The sequence below is a fragment of the Stenotrophomonas sp. MYb238 genome (assembly GCF_009496535.1).
Taxonomy (GTDB): Bacteria; Pseudomonadota; Gammaproteobacteria; order Xanthomonadales; family Xanthomonadaceae; genus Stenotrophomonas.
Genome location: NZ_WIDL01000008.1, coordinates 36079 through 60736, shown reverse-complemented (window position 1 = coordinate 60736; position 24658 = coordinate 36079). Strand labels below are relative to the sequence as shown.

Here is a 24658-nt window from a genome sequence, read left to right as displayed (position 1 = left end):
CCCGGCGCCGCGGAGGCCATCGCCCCGCGGCGCTGAAACCATGCTGCAACCTTGGCTGCCCATGCTCTGCGCGCTTCAATCGCGCGCCATCGGGCCAGCCACGGCCGGAGGGCTTCCACCACGCCAACATCAAGGCGAACTCCATGCAGCTCCGCTTCCGCTCCGGTGCCGTAGACCGCAGCCCATCCCGTCGTTTGTTCCTGCGCCGTTCCACTCTTTCCCAAGCCTGCGCCCTGCTCGTGCTGTCGATGGGCGCGACCGCGGCGATGGCGGAGGAGGCGGCCGACCCGGCCACGCGCAGCGCCGCCACCGCGCTGGACACGATCACCGTGACCGCCGAGCGCCGCGAGCAGAACCTGCAGGACGTGCCGGTGTCGGTGGGCGTGGTGCAGGGCGAGGCGATGCGCGCCTATGCCGAAGGCGGCGACGACACCCTGCTGGCGTTGTCCGGCAAGGTGCCCGGCTTCTACGCCGAGACCACCACCGGCCGCATCTTCCCGCGCTTCTACATCCGCGGCCTGGGCAACATCGACTTCTACCTGGGCGCGTCGCAGCCGGTGTCGATCATCCAGGACGATGTCGTGCTCGAACACGTGGTGCTCAAGTCCAACCCGGTCTACGACGTGGACCAGGTGGAGGTGCTGCGCGGCCCGCAGGGCTCGCTGTTCGGCCGCAACACCACTGCCGGCATCGTCAAGTTCGACACGGTCAAGCCGGGCGGGGAGTTCATTGGCCGGATCAACGCCAGCTACGGCAGTCACGACACGGTGGCGATCGACGGCGGCCTCGGCGGCCCGGTCAACGACGTGCTGTCCTTCCGCGTTTCCACGCTCTACCAGCACCGCGGCGACTGGGTGGACAATACCTACAGTGGCCCCAGCGCCGACGGCACGGTCAGCCCGAAGAACAACGCCATGGGCGGCTACGACGACCGCAACCTGCGCCTGCAGATGCTGTACACGCCCAGCGAGCGGTTCTCGCTGCTGGCCTCGGCGCACACCCGCGACTACGACGGCACCTCCACGCTGTTCCTGCGCGGCGCCATGCGCAAGGGCTCGAACAAGGTCGACGTGGCGCGCGACAAGGTCGCCTACGACGAGGCCTATGACAATCCGCAGGCGTACCGGACCCATGGCGGCTCGCTCAAGGCCGTCTACGACTTCGGCGCGACCACGCTGACCTCGATCAGCGCCTACGAGACCACCTCCGGCTACAGTCGCGGCGATACCGATGGCGGCGCGGCGGCGGATTTCCCCGTCAACGGCGTGCCGAACGGCTATGGCCAGTCGATGGGGCAGGTGCGCGACCTCGGTCAATTCACCCAGGAACTGCGCCTGGCCAGCAACACCACCGCCCCGTGGTCCTGGCAGGTCGGCGCGTTCTATTTCGACGGGCGCGACACCACCGATTTCTACCAGCGCGCCTGGTTCCTGCAGGGCGTGGCGCGCAACCCGAACAACTGGGTGCGCCTGCGCAACATCAACACGTCGTGGGCCGGCTTCGGCCAGGTGAGCTGGAAGGCCAGCGATGCGCTGACCCTGACCGCCGGCGTGCGCGCGACCCGGGACGAGAAGAACACGCGGCTGCTCAAGACCGCCGACACCGCCGCTGGGATGGTGACCTACAGGGGCCGCCGCGACGTGGCGATGTCCGATACCCAGCCCAGCTGGGACCTGAGCGCGATGTACGAAGTGAGCCCGGTGCTGAGCCTGTACGCGCGCGTGGCGCGCGGTTTCCGCGGGCCGACCATCCAGGGCCGTTCGGCGGTGTTCAATTCCGATTTCACCACCGCCGATTCGGAAACCATCCTGTCGTGGGAAGCGGGCATCAAGAGCAGCCTGTTCGACAACCGCCTGCGCCTGAACGTCAGCGGTTTCACCTATGCGGTCGACGACATCCAGCTCAACGGCAACGATTCCAACGGCAACGGCGTGCTGTTCAACGCCGACAGGGCGCGCGCCTATGGCCTGGAGGCGGACATGGACTGGCGTCCGGTCCCGAACCTCTCGCTGAGCGCCGGCCTGAGCCTGCTGCACAGCCGGATCCAGGACAAGCGCGTGTATGCGCAGGTCTGCGCGCTCAACGGCGTGGTCGTGTGCACGGTCAAGGACCCGACCATCAGGATCGGCAGCAGCGTCTATGCGCAGATCGACGGCAACCCGTTGCCGAACGCGCCCAAGTACAACCTCAACCTCGCCGCGCGCTACGACCTCCCGGTGGGCGACGATGGCGCGGTGTTCTTCGCCACCGACTGGAACAGGCAGGGCCGGACCCAGTTCGTGCTGTACCGCACCGACGAGTTCCATTCCAACGGCAACTTCGAGGGCGGCCTGCGGATCGGCTACAGCGGCGGTTACGGCGCCTGGGAAGTGGCGGCATTCGCGCGCAACATCACCAACGAGAAGAACCTCAAGGGCGTGATCGAGAACTACATGGCGGCCGTCTACAACGAGCCGCGCATCGTCGGCGTTTCGTTCAACTACAACTGGCGCTGAAATGTCCGGGACAGCCTGCCCGCCCTCACCATGAGGGCGGGAAATCCTGCGCAATCGAGGGCCGTATCCAGCCTCGCGGATGAAGTTGCGGGAGAAACGATGGGTTCATCGCCGCGTCGTCGAGCGTGACGGATTTCACCCGACGAAAAAGAGGGCGGATTTTGAAATGGAATCCGCGTAAGATGCGCCGCACACTGCGGAACAAGCACTTTCCGGTGCATGCAATGCACCCGCGTCGATGCCGCGATCGGCGATCGCATCCCGTTGCATCGGTAATGAAGTTCGTCTTTTCATAGACATTACGCATTGTTGTTTCACGAGTTGGCACTGTCGGCGCGCCCGCACACCGGGCGCCCCCAGCCATTGCGAATTCGGGTAACGAACACATGCGCAAGCCACTCCCGCTTCATCCCCTGACGTTGTGCGTCCTGGCGGCAATGACCGCCTCGGCCAGCGTCCATGCCCAGACCAAGGATGAGGGCAGCGACCGCAAGGTCAGCGATCTCGCCGCGGTCAGCGTGTCCGCCTCGCGCATCGATCGCCCCGACCTGGTGGCGCCGACGCCGACGCTGCCGATCACCGCCGAAGAGCTGAAGCTCGATTCGCGCACCAACATCGGTGCCGCTCTCAACGACCTGCCGCAGTTCCGCGCCACCAGTTCGCCGCAGACCACCGGTTCCAATACCGGCGCCGGCAATGCGCCGGTCGACCTGCGCGGCCTGGGCATCTCGCGCACCCTGGTGCTGCAGGACGGTCGCCGCATCTCCAGCGACAACGACCTGAACACGATTCCGTCGATCGTCGTCAAAAGCGTCGACGTGGTGACCGGCGGCGCGTCCGCGGCCTGGGGTTCGGGCGCGGTCGGCGGCGTGGTCAACATCAGCCTGGATCATGACTTCGTCGGCTTCAAGGCCGGCGCACAGGCGGGGCAGTCCACTTACAACGACGGCAGGGAGAAGCGCTTCGAGGCGGCCTGGGGCACGGATTTCGCCGATGGGCGCGGTCATTTCCTGGTCGGCGGCGAGTTCCTCGACAACGACGGCATCGTGCCGCGCAGTTCGCGCAGCCGCGCCGGCCGCTGGTCGACCTTGTCCATCGGCAACGGCCAGTTCCAGCTGATGCCCGATGTCGGTTTCTCCGATGCCGGCTATGGCGGCCTGATCCTGTCCGGCGTGCTCAAGGGCAAGGCCTTCAATCCGGACGGTTCGCTGCGCGACTTCCAGTACGGCCATGTCGTCGGCGCGCTGATGAGCGGCGGCGAGGGTCCGTCGAACGACGACTACAGCCCGCTCAGCGCGCCGCAGAAACGTTACTCGGTGCTGGCCAGCGGCCGCTACGACCTGAACGACGACGTGCGCCTGACCGCCGAGGTCCGCCATTCGCGGATGTACAACAACTACATCTGGTTCGGCGACCACAACCGCAACAACCTGGACATCGGCATCGACAACGCCTTCCTGCCGCAACACGTGCGCGAGGCGATGCAGCAGGCAGGCGAAACCAAGCTGCGCATCGGCCGCTTCAACAATGACATCAACTACCCGCACATCGATTTCGAGCGCAGGACCACCCAGGCCACGCTCGCGCTCGATGGCTATGCCGGCGACTGGCGCTGGAGCGCCTACTACAGCCATGGCGAGGCCGAAGCCAACTTCGACACCCCCGGGTTCATCCTGCGCGACGCCTGGGCCAATGCGGTCGATTCGGTGATCGACCCGTCCACCGGCAAGCCGGTGTGCCGCGTCAGCCTGGGCAACCCGGCGGTGCACTGCGTGCCGATCAACGTGTTCGGCGAGGGCGCGCCGTCGCAGGAGGCCATCGACTACGTGACCGGCACGCCGCAGCAGCGCGCCAAGACCACGCTGGACGTGTTCGGCGCCAGCCTGCGCGGCGAACCCTGGGAGCTGCCGGCCGGCGCGGTCTCGGTGGCGTTCGGCGTGGAAGGGCGGCGCGAGGCGATCGACCAGCGCGTCGGCGAGCTGGACGCGGCCAAGGCGTTCCGGTCGTTCAACTTCAGCGCCATGAAGGGCTCCTTCAACGTCAAGGAGGCCTTCGGCGAAGTGCTGGTGCCGCTGGTCAAGGACGTGCCGGGCCTGAACAACCTGGCCCTGAGCGCGGCCGCGCGCATCTCCGACTACAACACCACCGGCTCGATCTGGTCGTGGAAGCTCGGCGTCACCAACGAGTTCTTCGACGGCTTCCGCGGCCGTATCGCCCGTTCGCGCGACATCCGCTCGGCCAACCTGGGCGAGCTGTTCACGACCACGACCACCGGCTGGAGCTACGTCACCGACCCGACCAACAACCAGACCGTCTACGCGTTGAGCAACGGCGGCGGCAACCCGGGACTGCGGCCGGAGACCGCCGACACCCTGACCGCCGGCCTGAGCTGGTCGCCGCGCGCGGTCGAAGGGCTGGATTTCTCGGTGGACTATTTCAACATCGACATCAAGGACGTGATCACCACGATCGGCCTGCAGGACATCCTCAGCCGCTGCGCCGCCGGCAACGCCGAGCTGTGCAGCCGGGTCGAGCGCGACGCGGGAGGAAACATCACCCGCATCGTCTCCACCTACACCAACCTGTCCCAGTACAAGACCGACGGCGTCGACCTGGAGGCTTCCTACCGCCGCGACGCCAGCCTGTTCGGCGTGCCCGGGCGGCTGCGCCTGCGCACCCTGGCGACCTGGGTCAACAGCCTGAGCACCGACGACGGGGTCAAGCGCATGGAGTACGTGGGCTCGCAGGGCTATGCGTTCGGCCTGGGCGTGCCGAAGTGGCGCGCGGTGTCCAGCATCGCCTTCGACAGCGATGCCTTCTCGGTCAACGCGCGCGCCCGCTACCTGTCCGCCGGCGACTACGACCGCAACCAGAACATCGTCAACAACCGCATCGGCAGCTACGTCTACTACGACGTGGGCGGCGCCTACCGACTGGGCGGCGAGGGCAGGGTCGAGCTGTACGCCAGCGCCAACAACGTCTTCAACAAGAAGGCGCCTATCGCCGCGACGTTCTCGCCCTACTACGACGTCATGGGCGCCTACTACACCGCCGGCGTGCGGGTGAAGTTCTGAGCGGCCTGGCCGCCAACCGACAAGGAGCACAAATGAATCATGCAATCCGTAACCTGCTGGCGGCGGCGTTGGCCGTCGTCGGCAATGCGGCCGCAGCGGTTCCGGTGCCGCCGGCGATCCATGCCGACGGCGTTCCCGCCATCCCCGACGCGACCGCCGAGGCCAGCGCCCGCTACCTGGAGTTCCGCCGCGCCGCGTTCCTCGGCTGGAACCCGCAGGACCGCTCGGTCCTGATGAAGACCCGCTTCGGCGGCACCGACCAGCTGCACAGCGTGCGCTCGCCCGGCGCCGCGCGTACCCAGCTGAGCTTCGAGGCCGAGCCGGTTCCCTTCGCCAGCCATGCACCGGGCGACAGCGGCCACTTGGTGGTGCAGAAGGACATCGGCGGCAACGAGTTCTTCCAGCTGTACCTGCTCAAGGACGGCCGCCTGGAGCTGTTGACCGACGGCAGCTCGCGCAACTGGTTCGGCAGCTGGAGCCGCGACGGACGCCTGCTCGGTTACGCCTCCTCGCGGCGCAACGGCGCGGACATGGACCTCTACGTGCTGGACCCGGCGCGGCCTGGCAGCGACCGCATGGTCGCCCAGGTCAGCGGCGGCGGCTGGAACATCTCCGACTTCTCGCCCGACGGCAGCCGCGCGCTGGCCATCAACCGGCTCTCCATCAACCATGCCGTGCTGGCCGAGATCGACCTGCGCAAGGGCGGGATGAAGGTGCTGACCCCGGCGCGCGGGCGCGCGTCCTACGCCGATGCGCAGTACGCCCGCGACGGCCGGATCTGGGTGCTGTCCAACCGTGACTCGGACTTCGTGAGGCTGGGCAAGCTGGACCCGCGCAGCGGTGCGTTCGCCGCGGTCAGCCGCGAGCCGCGCTGGGACGTGACCGACTACGCGGTGTCCGACGACGAACAGGTGCTGGCCTATGCGATCAACGACGCCGGGGTGTCGCGGCTGCGCGTGGGCGACGGCCAGGGCGGCAACGTGCGGCAGGTCGAGGGTTTGCCGGACGGCGTGCTGGACTGGAGCATCGGCCGGCTGCTGCAGATCGCGCCGTGGGGCGAGATCGGCCTGAGCCTTTCCTCGGCAAAGGTGCCCGGCGATGTCTATTCGATCGACGCCAGGACGCTGGCGGTCCGGCGCTGGACCCGGAGCGAGGCCGGCGGCCTGGACCTGGAGCGCAACCGCGAGCCGGAGCTCGTGGAGGTCGCCAGTTTCGACGGCCAGAAGATGTCCGGTTTCCTGTACCGCCCCGATCCCGCCCGCTTCCCGGGCAAGCGCCCGTTGATCATGGATATCCACGGCGGGCCGGAAGGGCAGAGCCGGCCGGGTTTCCTCGGGGCCGACAACTACCTGGTCAACGAGCTGGGCGTGGCCCTGTTCCTGCCCAACGTGCGCGGCTCCTCGGGCTACGGCACCCGCTTCCTGGACCTGGACAACGGCCCGTGGAAACGCGAGGACTCGGTCAAGGACGTGGGCGCGTTCATCGACGCGCTGGCGGCCGATCCGGCGCTGGATGCGGCCCGTTTTGCGGTCTACGGTTTCAGCTACGGCGGCTACATGTGCTACGCCGCGGCGGTGCACTACAGCGACCGCCTGCGCTCGGCCAGCTGCGCCGTGGCCATTTCCGATTTCGTCACCTTCCTGGAGAACACCCAGACCTACCGGCGCGACCTGCGCAGGGTCGAGTACGGCGACGAGCGCGACCCGGCCCAGCGCGCCAGGCTCGCGGAGATATCGCCGCTGCGCAATGTCGGGAAAATCCGCATTCCGCTGATGGTCGCCGCCGGCGGCAACGATCCGCGGGTGCCGGCCTCCGAGGCCGAGCAGATCGTCAAGGCGCTGCGCGGGCAGGGCGGCGAGGCCTGGCACGTGCTGGCACGCAACGAGGGCCACGGTTTCCACAAGCGCGAGAACCGCGATTACATCTTCTGGGCCGGGATCGAGTTCTGGAAGAAGACGCTGCTCGGCCAGGCGGATTGAGCGCGGGAGCGCCGGCGGCCGCTGGCGCTCCCGCTTCAGCGGTCGTCGTGCAGCTGGCCGCCGGGCAGGAACACCCAGGTGCGGGTGACCTGGAGGATGTCGATGTCTTCGGTGGTGCGGGGCAGGGGCGGGAACGGCTGGGCCAGTTCCACCACCCGCAGCGCGGCGGCGTCCAGCAGCGGCGTGCCGCTGCTGCGCAGGATGCGGCTGCTTTCCACGCTGCCGTCGCGGCGCACGCCCACGGTGATGACCACCTGGCCGCCGAGGCGGCGCTGGCGCGCTTCGTCGGGGTAGTTCAGGTTGCCCACGCGCTCGGCGCGGTCCACCCAGGCGCGCAGGTAGTTGGCGTAGGCGTATTCGCGGGTGCTGGCCGAGACGAACTTGCGGTTCGGGCGCTTGGCGTACTGCTCCGAGCGCAGGTGCACTTCGGCGGCCAACCGCGCCATTTCCGCGTCGCGCTGCTCGCGCGCGGTCATCGGCGCGTTGCTGTCGGGACGTTCGGGCAGCGGCCGCGACTGCGCCTCGGCGACGACCTGTTCGCCCTGCGCGCTGCTGACCACGCGCGCCTGCGGCGGCGGCGGAACCGCCGCGTCCCGGCGCCGGGTCGGCACCGGCGCCAGTCCGTCCTCGGGCTGCGGCACGATGCCGGCCTGGCTGTCGCGCGGACGCTGCGGCCTGTCGTGGTCGCCGCCGCCCTGCTGGTTGGCCTGGGCCAGGAAGTCGGCCTGCTTCGGCGTCAGCGGCGTGCTGGTCTGGCTGAAGATCACGTCCAGCGTCGGCACCAGCGGCGCGGTGCCGCCGACCGCGAAGCCCACGCCCGCGATCAGCAGGCCGTGCACCAGCAGCGACAGCGCCAGCGTGGCGCCCAGCCGCTGTTGTTCGGTGACCCGCGCCGGCGGCGGCAGGGCATCGGCGGGGGCGCTCATCGCGGCAGGCCGGCCTCGATCGCGTCGAACAGCTGGCCGGCGATGTTCAGCCCGAACTGGGCGTCGAGCTCGCGGGCGCAGGTCGGGCTGGTGACGTTGACCTCGGTGAGGTAGTCGCCGATCACGTCCAGGCCGACGAAGCGCATGCCGCGGCGCTTCATCTCCGGGCCGACCTGGGCGGCGATCCAGCGATCGCGCTCGCTCAGCGGGCGGCCTTCGCCGCGGCCGCCGGCGGCGAGGTTGCCGCGGAACTCGTCGCCCTGCGGGATGCGCGCCAGGCAGTAGTCCACCGGTTCGCCGTCGATCAGCAGGATGCGCTTGTCGCCGGCGCTGATGTCGGGGATGAAGCGCTGCGCCAGCGCCAGCCGGCGGCCGCCGTCGGTGAGTGTCTCCAGGATGACGTTGAGATTGGGGTCGCCGGTGCCGCTGCGGAAGATCGAGCGCCCGCCCATGCCGTCCAGCGGCTTGAGCACGACCTGCCCGTGTTCGAGCGCGAAGGCCTTGAGCGCGGCCGCGCTGCGGCTGACCAGGGTCGGTGGGCAGCACTCCGGGAACAGCAGCGCGGCCAGCTTCTCGTTGTAGTCGCGCAACCCCTGCGGATCGTTGACCACGCAGGCGCCGGCGGCCTGCGCCACCGACAGCACCTGGGTGTCGTAGAGGAATTCGCCGTCGAACGGCGGATCCTTGCGCATCAGCACGATCTGGCCGGGACCGAACGCGGTGCGGGCGTAATCGCCCAGCGTGAACCAGCCGGCCGGGTCGTCGCGCACCTGCAGCGGTGCGGTCTCGGCCACGGCGGCACCGCCTTCCAGCGCCAGTCCGCCGGGGCGCACGTAATGCAGGCGGTGGCCGCGCCGCTGTGCTTCCAGCAGCATGGCGAAGGTGGTGTCCTTGGCGATCTTGATTTGGGCGATGGGGTCCATCACCACGATGACGTCCAGCATGATCCACGGCCTTTCGGGTCAGGCGGCGATGGTAGCCTCCCGGCGCGACGGGCGCCCAGCGCCATGCGCGGCCCGGAGCGTTGCGCGGCTGAATGGCCCGGCGCAACGACTGCGATGGAGGTCACACTGCGCGCGGCGACGGCCCCGCGCTGGTAGCGGCCCTTGACAGTTTGCGGCCGGACTGGGATATAGACCGCTTTCGCAGCAGCACCACGCACAGATGGCGCGCTGCGCGCCCGGGGAAATCGCAATGGTTGAAAACATGGCTGCGGGTGGGGAACTCGCAGGGCTGAAGGTGATGGTCATCGACGATTCGAAGACCATCCGGCGTACCGCCGAGACACTGCTCAAGCGCGAAGGCTGCGAGGTCGTGACCGCGACCGACGGCTTCGAGGCACTGGCCAAGATCGCCGACCAGCAGCCGCAGATCATCTTCGTCGACATCATGATGCCGCGGCTGGACGGCTACCAGACCTGCGCGCTGATCAAGGGCAACCAGCTCTTCAAGTCCACGCCGGTGATCATGCTGTCCTCCAAGGACGGCCTGTTCGACAAGGCGCGCGGGCGCATCGTCGGCTCCGAGCAGTACCTGACCAAGCCCTTCACGCGCGAAGAACTGCTGGGTGCCATCCGCACATACGTCAACGCCTGACCAGGGGGTAAGGCACATGGCTCGAATCCTGTTGATCGAGGACTCACCGACCGACCGGGCGGTGTTCACGCAATGGCTGGAAAAGGCCGGGCACGAAGTGCTCGCCACCGACAACGCCGAGGATGGCCTGCAGATGGCGCGCAGCCAGACGCCGCAGCTGGTGCTGATGGACGTCGTGCTGCCCGGCATGAGCGGCTTCCAGGCCACCCGCGCGCTGTCGCGCGACGAGGCCACCCGCGGCATTCCGGTGCTGATCGTCAGCACCAAGAGCATGGAGACCGACATGGCCTGGGGCATGCGCCAGGGCGCGTCGGATTACGTGGTCAAGCCGCCGCGCGAGGACGACCTGATCGCGCGGATCAACAAACTGGTGGGTTGATGCGATCTCCCTTCGACATCCTCGAGGCCTACGAGCGGCGCAGCCTGGCGCACGCGGTGCAGCTGCCGGAACGGCATTTCTCCGCCGACGTGTGGCGCGGCGTGGGTTACCGCATCGGCAGCCGGCGCCTGGTGTCCGATTTCCGCGAGGTGGTCGAGATCGTGCCGATGCCGCCGGTCACGCCGGTGCCCGGCGCGCAGCCGTGGCTGCTGGGCGTGGGCAACCTGCGCGGCAACCTGTTCCCGGTGGTGGACCTGAAGTACTTCCTGGAAGGGCAGCGCACCGTCCAGCAGGAAGGCCACCGCGTGCTGATCATGCGCCAGACCGGCGGCGACGTCGCCATCAGCATCGACGAGCTCTATGGGCAGCGCAGTTTCGAGCTGTCCAGCCAGGTCCCGGCCGGCGACATCGCCCAGGGCCGTTACGCCCATTTCGTCGAGCGCGCCTTCAACGATGGCGGCCACGACTGGGGCGTGTTCTCGCTTTCCGTGCTCTCGCGCACGCCTGAATTCCGGCAGGCCGCCGCCTGAGCGCGGGCCCGCCTTTCCGTATTGGATACCGAGGTCGAAACATGAGTACTGCTCCGGACGCCGCCAAGGCCGGCAAGCTTGGCAACGTGGGTACCAATTTCTGGCTGGGCCTGCTGGTGCTGTCGATGATCGTATTCGGCGCCAACACCGGCGTGGCGACCTGGCAGGGCAGCCGCCTGGCCGGCGCGGGCACCGGCGCGGCCGACCTGCAGGTGCTGTCGCAGCAGCTGGCCAACCAGGGCCGCGAGGCGGTGGCCGGCAACCGCGAGGCCTACGCTGCGTTCAAGGACACCCGCGCCCGGGTCGACCGCACGGTGGGCGAGCTGAAGGGCCGCTTCGGCGAGGAAGCCGGCGTGGCCGCGCCGCTGCGCCAGCTGGTCGAAACCTGGCAGCCGCTGTCCAAGAACGCCGAGCAGATCGTGGCCAGCGAGCCGGCGGTGCTGGCGCTGGCCGGCAACGCCGACAGCTTCGTCGGCGCGGTGCCGCAGCTGCAGGCGCAGCTGAACGAAGTGGTGCGCGCGATGACCGCCGGCGGCGCGCAGTCGGCGCAGATCTACAACGGCCTGCAGCAGGTGGTGGTGGTCGGCTCCATGGCCCGCCGCGTCACCGAGATCCGCGCAGGCGGTCCCGGCGCCAGCGGCGCCGGCGACGCGCTGGCGCGCGACATGACCGTGTTCACCCAGGTGCTCGAAGGCCTGCGCGCCGGCAACCAGGAACTGGGCATCGCCGCGGTGCGTAACGCCGACGCGCAGGTGGCGCTGGAGCAGTCGGCCAGCCAGTGGACCAAGATGAAGAAGGACGCCGACGCGATCCTGGCCAGCTCGCGCAACCTGTTCGCCGCGCAGTCCTCGGCCGCGGCGCTGGCCAGCGGTTCGGACCGCATGCTGGACAGCAGCCGCAAGCTGTTCGACGCCTTCTCCGCGTTCGGTTCCACCCGCGACACCCGCATCTTCCCGAACTTCTGGTGGAGCGTGGTGTTCGGCGCGCTGTCGGTGCTGTCGATCATCGGCTTCGTGTGGAGCACGGTGCGCAGCCGTTCGCGCGAACAGGAACTGCGCTACCAGACCCAGGTGGAGTTCAACAGCCGCAACCAGCAGGCGATCATGCGGCTGCTGGACGAAATCAGCTCGCTCGGCGAAGGCGACCTGACGGTGAAGGCCTCGGTGACCGAGGACATGACCGGCGCCATCGCCGACGCCATCAACTACGCCGTGGACGAGCTGCGCCACCTGGTGACCACGATCAACGACATCTCCAGCAAGGTGGCGGTGTCGGCGCAGGAAACCCAGGCCACCGCCATGCAGCTGGCCGAAGCGGCCGGCCACCAGGCCGACGAGATCACCAGCGCCTCGGACCGCATCGGCGAGATCGCGACCTCCATCGAGCAGGTGTCGCGCAACTCCAGCGAGTCGGCCGAAGTGGCGCAGCGCTCGGTGGTGATCGCCACCGAGGGCGCCGGCGTGGTGCGCCAGACCATCCAGGGCATGGACCAGATCCGCGACCAGATCCAGGAGACCTCCAAGCGCATCAAGCGGCTGGGCGAGTCCTCGCAGGAAATCGGCTCGATCGTGGAGCTGATCAACGACATTTCCGAGCAGACCAACATCCTGGCGTTGAACGCCGCGGTGCAGGCGGCATCGGCCGGCGAGGCGGGCCGCGGCTTCGCGGTCGTGGCCGACGAAGTGCAGCGACTGGCCGAACGCACCTCCGGCGCGACCCGACGGATCGAAGGCCTGGTGCAGGCGATCCAGGCCGATACCAACGAAGCGGTCACCTCGATGGAACAGACCACCGCCGAAGTGGTGTCCGGCGCGCGCCTGGCCGAGGACGCCGGCACCGCGCTGACCGAGATCGAACGCGTGTCCAACGCGCTCAACACCTTGATCAAGAGCATCTCCATCGCCGCCCACCAGCAGGCTGCCGCCGCTACCGACATCACCCAGACCATGGGCGTGATCCGGCAGATCACCGGCCAGACCTCGCAGGGTGCCGGACAGACCGCCGATTCGCTCGGCCAGCTGAACCAGCTGGCCGCGGACCTGCGCCGTTCGGTGGCCGACTTCAAGCTTCCGGCCTGAACCGGTTGAACGGGCGGGGATGGAAAGGAACCAGCAGATGATGTGTCGTCATACCGCAGAACAGGGCCGCCCGGACGGCATGCGAACGATGCTGCACGGGGGAGTGCGATGAGTACCTTGCGCGATGCGATGAGCCACGCGGCGCTGGGCTGGGTCAAGCCGGAGCTGGACGAGACCCTGCGCCAGGCGCGCAGCGAGATCGAGTACTTCGTCGAGGACCCCGCCGACAGCAGCCGCATGCGCTTCTGCGCCGGCTACCTGCACCAGGTGCAGGGCACGCTGCGCATGGTCGAGCTGTATGCCCCGGCCATGGTGGCCGAGGAACTGGAACTGCTGGCCGACGCCGTGCGCGACGGCGCCGTGCCGGACCGCGACGAGGCCTGCGCCACGCTGATGCGCGGCACCGTGCTGCTGCCCGATTACCTGGAACGCCTGCAGAACGGCCACCGCGACATCCCCATCGTGCTGCTGCCGCTGCTCAACGAGATCCGCGCCGCGCGCGCGGCCGAGGGCATCAACGAGGGCGTGCTGCTGGCCTTCGACCCAGAGGCGGGCAAGGCCAGCGAAGCCGAACTGGAGCACGCGCGCGGCAGCCTGAGCGGGCGCAACCGCGAGCTGCTGGACACCGTCGGCAACGCGGTCAAGGAAGAACTGCTGCGCATCAAGGATGCGCTGGACCTGCACGTGCGCCTGGGCGGGGAGACCGCCGGGCTGCAGACCCAGGTCAACGAACTGGGCGCCGTGGCCGACACGCTGGGCGTGATGGGGCTGGGCGTGGCGCGCGGCGTCGTGGCGCAGCAGCGCGACGCGCTGCGCGACGTGGTGGACGGCGGACGTCCGCTGGACGACAACCTGCTGCTCGACATCGCCGGCGCGCTGCTCTACGTCGACGCCTCGCTGGACGACCAGGTCGCCTACCTCGGCGCCACCCTGGACGGCGACGAGGATCCGGCGGCGGTGGAAACGCGGCGCACCGTGGAGGTGCTGGCGCACGAGGCCATCGCCAATTTCGGTGCCGCGCGCGAAGCCTTCGTCGCCTTCATCGAGACCAACTGGGACCACGCGCGCCTGCAGGACGTGCCGCGCCTGCTCGACGAGGTGTCCGGCGCGCTGCGCATGCTCGACCTGCAGACGCCGGCGGACTACATGAACGGCGTGCGCCAGTACATCGGCGTCGAACTGATCGGGCGCAAGCGCGTCCCCGGTGGGCGTCAGCTGGACACCCTGGCCGATGCCATGGCCAGCCTGGAGTACTACCTCGAGGCGCTGCGCGAACGTCGCCCCGGCCGCGAGGAAATCCTGGACATCACCCGCAGCAGCCTGGAGGCGCTGCGCTACTGGCCGGTGCCCGCGGCGGGTGCCCCGGAGGACGCGATCCCCGCTCCCGCCATGGCGGCGCCGGCCGTTGCGGCCGCGGTCGCCGACGATACGCCGGAAGACGTGGCCGTCGCGACGGCGCCCGTCGCCTCGACGTCCGATGCCCCGGAGGCGGCGAGCGATGAGGCCGTTGCCGCGCCGGCCCGGCCGCTGGTGTTCGCCCAGGCCATCCATGCGCGTCCGGCGCCGGTAGCGGCCGAACCGCCGCCGCTGCCGCCGCTCGACATCGCGCCGGCCACGGACGTTGCGGACGCCGTCCCGACCTTCAGTACGAGCGAGGACGACTCCGTCGTGGCGGATGCCGAACCGGCGCCGTCCTTCGCGGCGCCGCGCTCGGACGCGGGCGAGCTCTATTCGATGCCGGAATGGCTGTCCGGCGATGCGGCCGGCAAACCTGCCGCAACCGACGAACCGGTGGTGGACGGAGCGGCCTTCGATCCGGTCGCCGCGGAACGGGATGCAGGACCGCAGGCCGGCATCACGCTGGAACCGTTTGCGGCCGATCCCGCCGCTGGCGAGTCCGCGCCGCTGGATGACGTCGATGCTTCGGCCGATGCCCGGGCGTTTCCCACCTTCGATCCGGTCGCTGCCGAGCAGGGGCCGACGGACGACGCGCCTGCCGTGCAGGCCACCAGTGACGCGCCGGTGTTCGATGCGGCGCCGTTCGAGTTCACCCTCGAGGAAGATGCATCGACCGCCGCGCGCGTGGAGGGCGAGGACGTGTCCGCCGCCGCCCCCGCGCAGCAGGACGAAGCGCCGGCTGCGATGGATGCGCCGGAACAGGCCGTCGCCGCCGCCGTGCCGGCCGGCGGCGGCCCGGTTTCCGAAGCGCCCGCGCCGGACCACGAGATCGCGGCGTTCATGGCCGAGCTGGACAAGGCCGCCGCGTCCTTCGATCCGTTCGCGGCCCCGGCCGCACCGGAAGCCGCGCCCGCCGCACCCGCGCCCGTCGCCGAGGCGCTGGACGCGGGCGTCGGCATGGACGGCGGTTTCGACAACGATGCCGAGCAGATCGACCAGGACATCCGCGATGTATTCATCGAGGAGTTCGATGAGGAACTGCTGAACCTGGGCCGGCTGCTGCCGGCCTGGCGTGCGGCGCCGGACAGCATGGAGCGCCTGCGCCCGGTGCGCCGCGTGTTCCACACGCTCAAGGGCAGCGGCCGCCTGGTCGGCGCGCGCACGCTGGGCGAGTTCAGCTGGAAGATCGAGAGCATGCTCAACCGCGTGCTCGACGGCAGCCGTCCGGCCAGCCCGGCGGTGGTGGCCATGGTCGGCCAGGCCTTCGAAGTGCTGCCGCAGTTCAACGCCGCCCTGCGCGACAACGGCCGCATCCATGCCGACGTGCTCGGCATGCAGGACATCGCCGACCGCATCGCCGCCGGCGAGGAAGCGTTCCATGTCGCCGGCGCCCCTGCCGCTCCGGCCGCCACCACCGTCGCACCGGCGGAGGCCACGCCGGCCACCACCGGCACGCCGGCCTCGGTGGACAGCGTGCTGCGCGAGATCCTCGAAGCCGAAGTGGGGCAGCACCTGGCCACGGTCGAAGCGTGGCTGTCGCAGTCGCGCCCCGAACCGCAGCCGGTGAGCGAGGAACTGCTGCGCGCCGTGCACACCATGAGCGGCGCCTTCGCGATGACCGAAGTGCCGGAGATCACCGCGGTGACCGCGCCGGTCGAGTCGTTCGTGAAACGCTCGCTCGCCAATGCCGTCACCCCGAGCGCCGAGGGCGTCGCCGCGCTGGGCGAGGCCGCCACCGCCGTGGCCACCACCATCACCGCGCTGCAGGCGCCGTCGCCGCTGATCCCGTCGTTCGCGCCGCTGGCCGAGCGCCTGCAGGCGCTGGCCGACGCGCTGCCGGAAGTGCGCTGGCCGCCGCTGGTGCACGAGGACATCGACGACGAGGACGAGCCGGTCGCCACCGCAGCCGGCGACACCCAGGCGCCGGAACCGCTGCCGGTGGCAGGCGAACTTGCCGGCATCGGCGATCTTTCCGCGTATTTCGATCCGGCGCTTCTGGAGGCCTCGTTCGCGGGTGTCCCGGCGCAGGAGGCAAGCGCGCACACGGAACCGCATGCGCCTTCCGCCGCCGCGGACGAGACGGCCGCGCTGCAGGTCTTCGAATGGCCGGAAGAGACCCCGGACGAAGCCGAAGCCGGCGTCGCGGCCGGGGAAGACGCCGACACCGAGACCGAAGCGGAACTGGAGATTTCCAGCCCGCTGCAGGACGAGGTGGAAACCCCGCTCGCGCAGGACGGGATGGACGCTGCCGGCACCGCGCTGGAGCGCGATGACGCCGCGCTGGAAGCATCCGTGGACACCGGGTCCGTGACGGACCCGGCGATGGAGCTGGCGCCGGCCGACGTCGAGCCGACCGAACTGGCCGGACTGGCCGACGCCATGCCGCTCTCCGACGAGGTGGAAGCCGTTGCGGCCGACGAGGAGCCGCAGCAGGACGAACAGGCGCAGGCGATGGACGCAGCCGTCGCGGCGCAGGACGAGCAGCACGACGGAGACGCGACTGGCGGGTTCGATGCCGCGATTTCGGAGCCGCTCCAGGTCGAAGAAACAGCCGACGTATCGGCGCCGCCGCTGGATGCGACCGAATCGATGGACCTGCCGGACGAGCGGATCGAAGCTGCGGCCGACGTCGCTGCGGCCGATGTTGCCGCCGAATCCGAACCTGAACCTGAACCTGAACCCGAAGCTGAAGCCGAAGCCGAAGCCGAAGCCGAAGCCGAAGCGGAATCCGAAGCGGAATCCAAGCCGGAGCCGGACCAGTTCGCCGCAGCAGCGGCGGCGCTTGCGCCGTTGACGGCGCCGGTGGACGACGAGGCCGCGCCGGCGCCCGCCGTCGACGCGGCGGCATTCGATGCCGGCCCGCTCGACTTCGACGACCTCGACCGCGAACTGGTCGACATCTTCGTCGAGGAAGGCAAGGACCTGCTCGACCATTGCGACCGCCTGATCAGCGAGTTGCGCTCGGCGCCGGAGGACCGCGAGCTGCTGGCCGGGCTGCAGCGTGACCTGCATACGCTCAAGGGCGGCGCGCGCATGGCCGGCATCAACGCCATCGGCGATCTCGGCCACGGCATCGAATCGCTGCTGGAAGCGGTGGCGGCCAGCCGTACCGAGATCGGCCGCGGCGACGTGCAGCTGCTCGAACGCGGTTTCGACCGCCTGCACCAGCTGCTGATCCGCACCGGCGCGCACCGCGCGGTGCGGATGCCGGTCGACCTGATCGAGGCGTTCGAAGCCCGCACTGCCGGCCGCGGCGACGCGCCGGAAGCGGCGCTGGCCGCGTACGCGCCGTCGGTGCCGGCGCTGGACGCCGGTGTGGCGCCGGCCGTCGAGGCCATGCCCGAAACGGAAACCACCGAGGGCGGAACGGAGCCGGCATCGGCCGAAGCCGATGCCATCGAGGACGCGTCCGCGGGGACGGTGGCGGCGTCCGCGCCGGCCGAGGCCCTGCCGGACATCGCGCCGCAGCCGCTGGCGGCCACCGGCATCGCCGCCGAGCCGCTGTCCGCGCCGGTGGTCGAAGCGCAGGCGGTGGACGAGGAAGGCGCGATGCGCACGCAGGAACAGGTGCGCGTGCGCGCCGACCTGCTCGACCGCCTGGTCAACCACGCTGGCGAGGTCGCGATCTACCGCTCGCGCCTGGAACAGCAGCTGGGCGCGTTCCGCAGCGCCATGGGCGAACTGGACCGTACCAACGCCCGCCTGCGCGACCAGCTGCGCCGCCTGGACCTGGAAACCGAGGCGCAGATCGTCGCCCGCTACCGCCGCGAGCAGGAGCAGGCCGACCAGGCGTTCGATCCGCTGGAACTGGACCGCTTCTCCACGCTGCAGCAGCTCAGCCGCGCCCTGAACGAATCGGCGGCCGACCTGGGCGGCCTGCAGGGCGTGCTCGACGACCTGTCGCGCAACTACGACGCTCTGCTGCAGCAGCAGTCGCGCGTCAGTTCGGAACTGCAGGACGGCCTGATGCGCGCGCGCATGGTGCCGTTCGACGGCCTGGTGCCGCGCCTGCGCCGCGTGGTGCGGCAGGCCGCGCAGGACATCGGCAAGCAGGTGCACCTGAATCTGGAAGGCACCCACGGCGAACTGGACCGCAACGTGCTCGACCGCATGGTCGCGCCGCTGGAGCACATGCTGCGCAACTCCGTGGCCCATGGCCTGGAGACGCCGGAGCAGCGCGTCGCCGCCGGCAAGCCGGAGGAAGGCAGCATCACCCTGCGCCTGCGCCGCGAAGGTTCGGAAATCGTGCTGGAAGTGGCCGATGACGGTGCCGGCCTCGACCGCGAGGCGATCCGCCGCCGCGGCGAGCAGCGCGGCCTGATCCAGGCCGGCGAACAGCTCGACGACACGCAGCTGGACAGCCTCATCTTCGCCTCCGGCTTCAGCACCAGCGAGCAGGTCAGCCAGCTCGCCGGCCGCGGCGTGGGCATGGACGTGGTGCGCAACGAGGTGCGCCAGCTCGGCGGCTCGGTGGACATCCACTCGGTGCGCGGGCAGGGCGTGACCTTCACTCTGCGCCTGCCGCAGACGCTGGCCGTCACCCAGGCGGTGTTCGTGCGCATCGGCGAGACCACCTTCGCCGTGCCGGTGGCCTCGGTCAGCGGCATCGGCCGCATCGCCCGCGAGCGCTTCGAATCCGGCCAGGGCGGCTACCACTACAACGGCGAGGACTTCGCGCTGCACGACCTGGGCACGCTGGTGGGGCAGGCCGCGGCCAAGGCCGAGGGCCAGCCGCAGATCCCGCTGCTGCTGGTGCGTGCCGGCGACCTGCGCGCGGCCGTGGCCATCGACCAGGTGCTGGGCAACCGCGAAATCGTGGTCAAGCCGGTGGGCCTGCAAATCGCCTCGGTACCGGGCATCTACGGCGCCACCATCACCGGCGAAGGCAACGTGGTGGTGATCCTGGACGTGGCGCCGCTGGTGCGCCGCCACCTGGCGCAGCCGCAGCAGCCGGTGGAGGCGACCGTGGTCGGCCAGCAGCGGCACGTGCCGCTGGTGATGGTGGTGGACGACTCGCTGACCATGCGCAAGGTCACCGGCCGCGTGCTGGAGCGCCACAACTTCGAGGTGGTGGCCGCGCGCGACGGCGTCGAGGCGCTGGAGCGGCTGGAAGAGCGCGTGCCCGACCTGATGTTGCTGGACATCGAGATGCCGCGCATGGACGGCTACGAGCTGGCCACCGCGATGCGCGCCGATCCGCGCTACCGGGAAGTGCCGATCGTGATGATCACCTCGCGCAGCGGCGACAAGCACCGCCAGCGCGCATTCGAGATCGGCGTGCAGCGCTATCTCGGCAAGCCGTACCAGGAGCTGGATCTGATGCGCAATGTCTACGACCTTTTGGGGATCGCCCGTGTCCGCGAGTGACCGTTCCAGCGGCAGGCCGGTCGCCCTGCTGGCGCGGCCCGGCGCCGCGCGCGAGCGGCTGAAGGACGCCGTGCTCGCCGCCGGCGGCGCGCTGGTGCTGGAAGCGGACCCGGAGGCGCTGGAGCCGGCGGCGTTGCAGGCCCTCGGGCCGGCGATGGTGCTGGTGGCGCTGGAGCCGGCGGTGGAGGACGCGCTCGAGCGCCTCGCGCCGGCCCTGGATGCGCCGCAGCTGGAGTTGATGTTCGAGGAAGCCGAGCTGGCCGCGCGCCGCGAAGGCTGGGATGCGCAGCGCTGGACGCGCCATCTTGCCGCCAAGCTGCACGGACACGGCCAGGTGCTGCCGCCCGGACACGAGGAAGAGGCGTTGCCGCTGCTGGAGCCGGGCATGCCCGAACGCCCGGCCGAACGCCATGCCGATGCGCCGCTGCAGTTCCACGTCGACGAAGCCGTGCTGCATATCGACGAGGTGCCGGCCGACACGCTGTATGCGCCGCCGGCCGCCATCGACCGGCCGGAAGTGCTGACCTTCGAGGAACTGATGGCGCTCGCGCCCTCGCGGGCGGAACCGGAAGCAGCGCCGGCGCCGCCGGCCGGGCCGCCGGAACTGCCGCCCGCGGCCACCGCGCCGGCACCGGCCGCCGCCGCGCCCTTGCCCGGCAGCTTCCACAGCTGGTCGCTGGTGGAGGACGACGCCTACGTCGCGCCGGTGCCGGTCGCCGCGCCGGCCGTGGACGATGCGCCGCAGGCCATCGATGCCGGCGGATTCGACGCCGGCGCGCTGTCGCTGGTCGAGCTGGACGCGGAAGCCGCCGCCAGCGTGCCGGGTGCGGTGCTGCTGCTGGCCGGCATCGGCGGGCCGGACGCGGTGCGGCGCCTGCTGGGCGCGCTGCCGGACGACTACGCGCTGCCGGTACTGGTGCAGATGCGCCTGGACGGCGGCCGCTACGCCAATCTCGTCAAGCAGATGTCGCGCGTGGCGATGCTGCCGGTCGCGCTGGCCGAAGCCGGACAGGCGCTGGAGGGCGGCAATGTCTATGTGCTCCAGGACGGCGTCGGCGTGGTCGCGCAGGCGGGCGGGCTGCGTTTCGTGGACGGGGCGGCGCCGGTGCTCGAGGCCTTGCCGGCCGAGCGGTCGGCGGTGGTCATGCTGAGCGGCGCGGATCCGTCGCTGGTGCCGGCGGCGTTCGCATTCGCCGAGCGCGGCGGCTGGGCCGCCGGGCAGAGCGGGGAAGGGTGCTACGACCCGGAGGCCGCCAGCCAGCTGGCCGTGGCCGGGCATCCGGCCGGCACGCCGGAATACCTCGCCGGCGAGCTCGCGCAGCGCAGCGCCGGCTGAGCCGCAACCGATCAAGGAACCGACCATGAGTTATGCAAGCAACGATGAAGTCCGCGGCGTCCTGATCCAGGCCGGCGCCGAGCGCGTGCTGCTGCCCAACGCCACCGTCGCCGAAATGATGTCGCGGGTGACGGTGGAGCCGATCGAGGGCGCGCCCGACTGGCTGGCCGGCTACATCGCCTGGCAGGGCTGGGAAGTGCCGCTGCTGTCCTACGCCCGCTTCAACGGCGGCGACGAACCGGTCGGCGGCAGCAACAAGGTGGTGGTGCTCAAGGCGCTGGGCGGCAACCCGGAGATGCCGTACTTCGCGCTGCTGACCCAGTCCTTCCCGCAGCTGATCGCGGTCCCCCGCGACGGCCTGCTGGCCGACGCCTCCGAGGAAAGCCTGCCGCAGGGCGTGCACATGCGCGTGCTACTGGGCGAGCAGAGCGCGCTGCTGCCCGACCTGGACGCGATCGAAAACGCGGTGCTCGCCGCGCTGGCGACGGTGGCCTGAGCCGTATCCTGCCGCCGGCAGCAACGCCTGGATACCCGTAGGAGCGGCTTCAGCCGCGATGGGGCGTTCCCGGCAAGACCCCATCGCGGCTGAAGCCGCTCCTACAGGTCGCCCAGCCCGCCTGCAGCGCCGCGATGGCCGCCAGCCCGGCGGTCTCGGTGCGCAGGATGCTTGGGCCCAGCCGCAGTCCCTGGAAACCGGCGTCGGCCAAGTTGGCGGCGGTGGCCTGAGCCGTATTCCCCCGCCGGCAGCAACGCCCGAACACCGTAGGAGCGGCTTCAGCCGCGAAGGGGTGTTCCCGGTAAAGCCCCATCGCGGCTGAAGCCGCTCCTACAGGTCGCCCAGCCGCGCCTGTGGCGCCGCGATGGCCGCCAGCCCGGCAGCCTCGGTGCGCAGGATGCTTGGGCCCAGCCACAGTCCCTGGAAACCGGCGTCGGCCAGGCTGGCGGCGGTGATCTGAGCCGCATTCCCCCGCCGGCAGCAACGCCCGGACACCGTAGGAGCGGCTTCAGCCGCGAAGGGGCGTTCCCGGCAAAACCCCATCGCGGCTGAAGCCGCTCCTACAGGTCGCCCAGCCGCGCCTGTGGCGCCGCGATGGCCGCCAGCCCGGCAGCCTCGGTGCGCAGGATGCTTGGGCCCAGCCACAGTCCCTGGAAACCGGCGTCGGCCAGGCTGGCGGCGGTGATCTGAGCCGCATTCCCCCGCCGGCAGCAACGCCCGGACACCGTAGGAGCGGCTTCAGCCGCGACGGGGCGTTCCCGGCAAAGCTCCATCGCGGCTGAAGCCGCTCCTACAGGTCGCCCAGCCGCGCCTGCAGCGCCGCGATGGCTGCCAGCCCGGCGGTCTCGGTGCGCAGGATGCGCGGGCCCAGCTGCAGTCCCTGGAAACCGGCGTCGGCCAGCTGCTGGCGGTCGCGCGGCGACCAGCCGCCCTCCGGGCCGATGGCGATCACCACGCCGCCGGCCGGCGCCGGCGGCAGCGCGGACAGGCGGTGTTCGCCCTGCGGGTCCAGGGTCAGGCGCAGGCTCTGCGCGGGCAGGGCTGCGGCCGCGGCGGCCAGCGCCTGCGGCGGCGACAGCGCCGGGATGCGGGCGCGGCCGGACTGGCCGCAGGCCGAGCCGATCACGCTGCGCCAGTGCGCGATGCGTTTCTCCGCGCGCGCGGCGTCCAGCTTCACCTCGGTGCGTTCGGCGTTCACCGGCACGATGGCGGTCACGCCCAGTTCGGTGGCCTTCTGCAGGATCAGGTCCATCTTCTCGCCGCGGGCGATGCCCTGCAGCAGGGTGATGGCCAGCGGCGATTCGTTGTCCAGCGCGTGCGCGGCGTCGATGCGCACCTGTGCGTCGCGCTTGCCCACTGCCACCAGCGTCGCGGCGTAGTCGCTGCCGTCGCCGTTGAACAGCACGCAGCCATCGCCCTCGCGCAGGCGCATCACCCGCACCAGGTGATTGGCGGCCTCCTCGGGCAGCGCCAGGGTCTGCCCGGCGTGCAGCGGCAGTTCGACGGGGCAGCGGGTCAGGCGCATGCGCGGCTCCGGCGATGCGGGGGCAACGGCGCGACGGCGGGGTCTGCTAGCATTTCGGACTCATGGAAACGTATCTGCCAGCGCGCATTCTAGCGATCCGCCCTCCCTCCGCCCGGTGCCGCGCATGAGCCGGCGGCTCCCGGTCATCCACCGCGTGCGGGAAGAGGACATCGGCCCGTTCCACCAGGAACACCTGGATCTGGAGTTCTCCAACGGCGAGCGCCGCCACTTCCAGCGGCTGGTCAGCCACGGGCACGGCGCGGTGGTGGTGGTGCCGATGCTGGACGAGGACACCGTGCTGCTGGTGCGCGAATACGCCGCCGGCCTGCACCGCTACGAACTGGGGCTGGTGAAGGGCCGCATCGACGCCGGCGAGACGCCGGAGCAGGCGGCCGACCGCGAGCTCAAGGAGGAGGCCGGCTACGGCGCCCGCCGCATCGACGTGCTGCGCGCGCTGACCCTGGCGCCGACCTACATGAGCCACCAGTCGTGGCTGGTGCTGGCGCGCGATCTCTACCCCGAACGCCTTGCCGGCGACGAACCCGAGGAACTGGAAGTGGTGCCCTGGAAACTGGCCGACCTGGACCAACTGATGCTGCGCGAGGATTTCTCCGAAGGACGCTCGCTGGCGGCCCTGTTCATCGCCCGCGAATGGCTGGGGGCGGCGCGATGAGCGTAGTGGACGCGGCCCTGCGCGAAGCCGTCATCGCCATCGCCCAGCAGGCCGGCGCGGCGATCATGCAGGTCTACGCCGACGGCTTCGACGTCGAGCACAAGGACGACCACAGCCCGCTCACCAGCGCCGACCTGGCCGCGAACGAGGTGATCGTGCAGGGCCTGTCGCGCCTGACCCCGGACCTGCCGGTGCTGTCGGAGGAATCGGCGCAGCTGCCATGGGAAACCCGCCGCCGGTGGCAGGACTACTGGCTGGTCGATCCGCTGGACGGCACGCGCGAGTTCATCAAGCGCAACGGCGAGTTCAGCGTCAACATCGCGCTGATCCGCGACGGCGCGCCGGTGTTCGGCGTGGTGCAGGCGCCGGTGACCGGCGTCGCCTGGCACGCCACGCGCGGCGAAGGCGCATGGCGCCGCGAGGGCGGGCGCGAGGACGCCATCCTGACCCGGCGGCCGCCGGCGCTGCCGCTGCGCGTGGCCGCCAGCCGCTCGCACCGCGACGCGCGCACCGTCGAACTGCTCGCGCGCATGGGCGAGATCGAACTGGTCGCGCAGGGGTCGTCGCTGAAATTCTGCCGCATCGCCGAGGGCACGCTGGACGTATACCCGCGCCTGGGCCCGACCAGCGAATGGGACACCGCCGCCGGGCAGTGCGTGCTGGAAGCGGCCGGCGGCGCGGTGCTGGCGGCCGACACCGGCGAACCTTTCCACTACAACCGGCGCCCGCGCCTGCTCAATGGCGACTTCGTCGCGCTGGGCGATGCGTCGCTGCCCTGGCGCGACTGGGTGGCCGGGCTGTGAGCG

The 24658-nt window shown here is 70.5% G+C and carries 15 protein-coding genes and 3 pseudogenes; 12 read left to right on the top strand and 6 right to left on the bottom strand.

All coding sequences use genetic code 11. The features are described from left to right. Positions 1–143: 143 nt before the first annotated feature. From CQ393_RS07280 to CQ393_RS07270, 3 genes are all read left to right on the top strand, one after another. Entirely contained in the window at positions 144–2495 is a 2352-nt protein-coding gene (locus CQ393_RS07280) for a TonB-dependent receptor (protein WP_153190894.1), read from the top strand. A gap of 386 nt (positions 2496–2881) precedes the next feature. Continuing rightward, complete coding sequence (locus tag CQ393_RS07275; RefSeq protein WP_153190893.1) at positions 2882–5569, top strand: TonB-dependent receptor; 2688 nt, start codon at positions 2882–2884, stop codon at positions 5567–5569. Positions 5570–5601: 32 nt separating this feature from the next. After that, positions 5602–7548: a prolyl oligopeptidase family serine peptidase gene (locus CQ393_RS07270; RefSeq protein ID WP_153190892.1), complete on the top strand. Its 1947-nt coding sequence runs from the start codon at positions 5602–5604 to the stop codon at positions 7546–7548. A 35-nt stretch (positions 7549–7583) separates the two neighbouring features. On the opposite strand, the gene CQ393_RS07265 is transcribed toward CQ393_RS07270, so the two are convergent. Both CQ393_RS07265 and gshB read right to left on the bottom strand, forming a co-directional pair. Then, positions 7584–8474 (bottom strand): energy transducer TonB, encoded by an 891-nt coding sequence (locus tag CQ393_RS07265; RefSeq protein ID WP_153190891.1) that lies wholly within the window; start codon positions 8472–8474, stop codon positions 7584–7586. Then, entirely contained in the window at positions 8471–9421 is a 951-nt protein-coding gene (gene gshB / locus CQ393_RS07260) for a glutathione synthase (RefSeq protein WP_343199820.1), read from the bottom strand. Before gshB ends, CQ393_RS07265 begins: the two co-directional genes overlap by 4 nt. Positions 9422–9668: 247 nt before the next feature. Between gshB and pilG the strand changes: the two genes are divergently transcribed. The 7 genes from pilG to CQ393_RS07225 all read left to right on the top strand — a co-directional run bounded on the left by pilG (position 9669) and on the right by CQ393_RS07225 (position 21654). Then, positions 9669–10070 (top strand): twitching motility response regulator PilG, encoded by a 402-nt coding sequence (gene pilG, locus CQ393_RS07255; protein ID WP_054667142.1) that lies wholly within the window; start codon positions 9669–9671, stop codon positions 10068–10070. Positions 10071–10086: 16 nt separating this feature from the next. Beyond that, positions 10087–10449, top strand: coding sequence for a response regulator (locus tag CQ393_RS07250; protein WP_153190889.1), 363 nt, complete (start codon positions 10087–10089; stop codon positions 10447–10449). Continuing rightward, a complete protein-coding gene (locus tag CQ393_RS07245) occupies positions 10449–10979 on the top strand; it encodes a chemotaxis protein CheW (protein WP_153190888.1) in 531 nt (176 codons plus the stop codon). The genes CQ393_RS07250 and CQ393_RS07245 overlap by 1 nt, the downstream gene beginning before the upstream one ends. Before the next feature lie 41 nt (positions 10980–11020). Further along, positions 11021–13057 (top strand): methyl-accepting chemotaxis protein, encoded by a 2037-nt coding sequence (locus CQ393_RS07240; protein ID WP_153190887.1) that lies wholly within the window; start codon positions 11021–11023, stop codon positions 13055–13057. A 108-nt stretch (positions 13058–13165) separates the two neighbouring features. Continuing rightward, positions 13166–19822 (top strand): Hpt domain-containing protein, encoded by a 6657-nt coding sequence (locus CQ393_RS07235; protein WP_153190886.1) that lies wholly within the window; start codon positions 13166–13168, stop codon positions 19820–19822. After that, positions 19809–21158 (top strand): chemotaxis protein CheB, encoded by a 1350-nt coding sequence (locus CQ393_RS07230; RefSeq protein WP_343199791.1) that lies wholly within the window; start codon positions 19809–19811, stop codon positions 21156–21158. Before CQ393_RS07235 ends, CQ393_RS07230 begins: the two co-directional genes overlap by 14 nt. Positions 21159–21183: 25 nt before the next feature. Beyond that, on the top strand, positions 21184–21654 hold the full coding sequence (locus CQ393_RS07225) for a chemotaxis protein CheW (protein ID WP_153190884.1): 471 nt from the start codon (positions 21184–21186) through the stop codon (positions 21652–21654). Positions 21655–21703: 49 nt separating this feature from the next. Here the strand turns inward: CQ393_RS07225 and CQ393_RS18195 are convergent. The 4 genes and pseudogenes from CQ393_RS18195 to CQ393_RS07205 form a co-directional block, all read right to left on the bottom strand. Then, positions 21704–21871, bottom strand: a pseudogene (locus tag CQ393_RS18195) (16S rRNA (uracil(1498)-N(3))-methyltransferase); the annotation flags it as partial. A gap of 113 nt (positions 21872–21984) precedes the next feature. Next, positions 21985–22101, bottom strand: a pseudogene (locus tag CQ393_RS07215) (16S rRNA (uracil(1498)-N(3))-methyltransferase); the annotation flags it as partial. Positions 22102–22214: 113 nt separating this feature from the next. Further along, positions 22215–22331, bottom strand: a pseudogene (locus CQ393_RS07210) (16S rRNA (uracil(1498)-N(3))-methyltransferase); the annotation flags it as partial. Positions 22332–22444: 113 nt separating this feature from the next. Further along, complete coding sequence (locus CQ393_RS07205; RefSeq protein WP_153190883.1) at positions 22445–23179, bottom strand: 16S rRNA (uracil(1498)-N(3))-methyltransferase; 735 nt, start codon at positions 23177–23179, stop codon at positions 22445–22447. 124 nt (positions 23180–23303) lie between these two features. Here CQ393_RS07205 and nudE point away from each other — a divergent pair, with 124 nt between their 5' ends. Together nudE and cysQ are read left to right on the top strand one after the other, a co-directional pair. After that, on the top strand, positions 23304–23852 hold the full coding sequence (nudE, locus tag CQ393_RS07200; RefSeq protein WP_153190882.1) for an ADP compounds hydrolase NudE: 549 nt from the start codon (positions 23304–23306) through the stop codon (positions 23850–23852). Beyond that, positions 23849–24655, top strand: a complete 807-nt coding sequence (gene cysQ / locus CQ393_RS07195; protein ID WP_153190881.1) for a 3'(2'),5'-bisphosphate nucleotidase CysQ — start codon at positions 23849–23851, stop codon at positions 24653–24655. Before nudE ends, cysQ begins: the two co-directional genes overlap by 4 nt. Positions 24656–24658 lie beyond the last annotated feature (3 nt).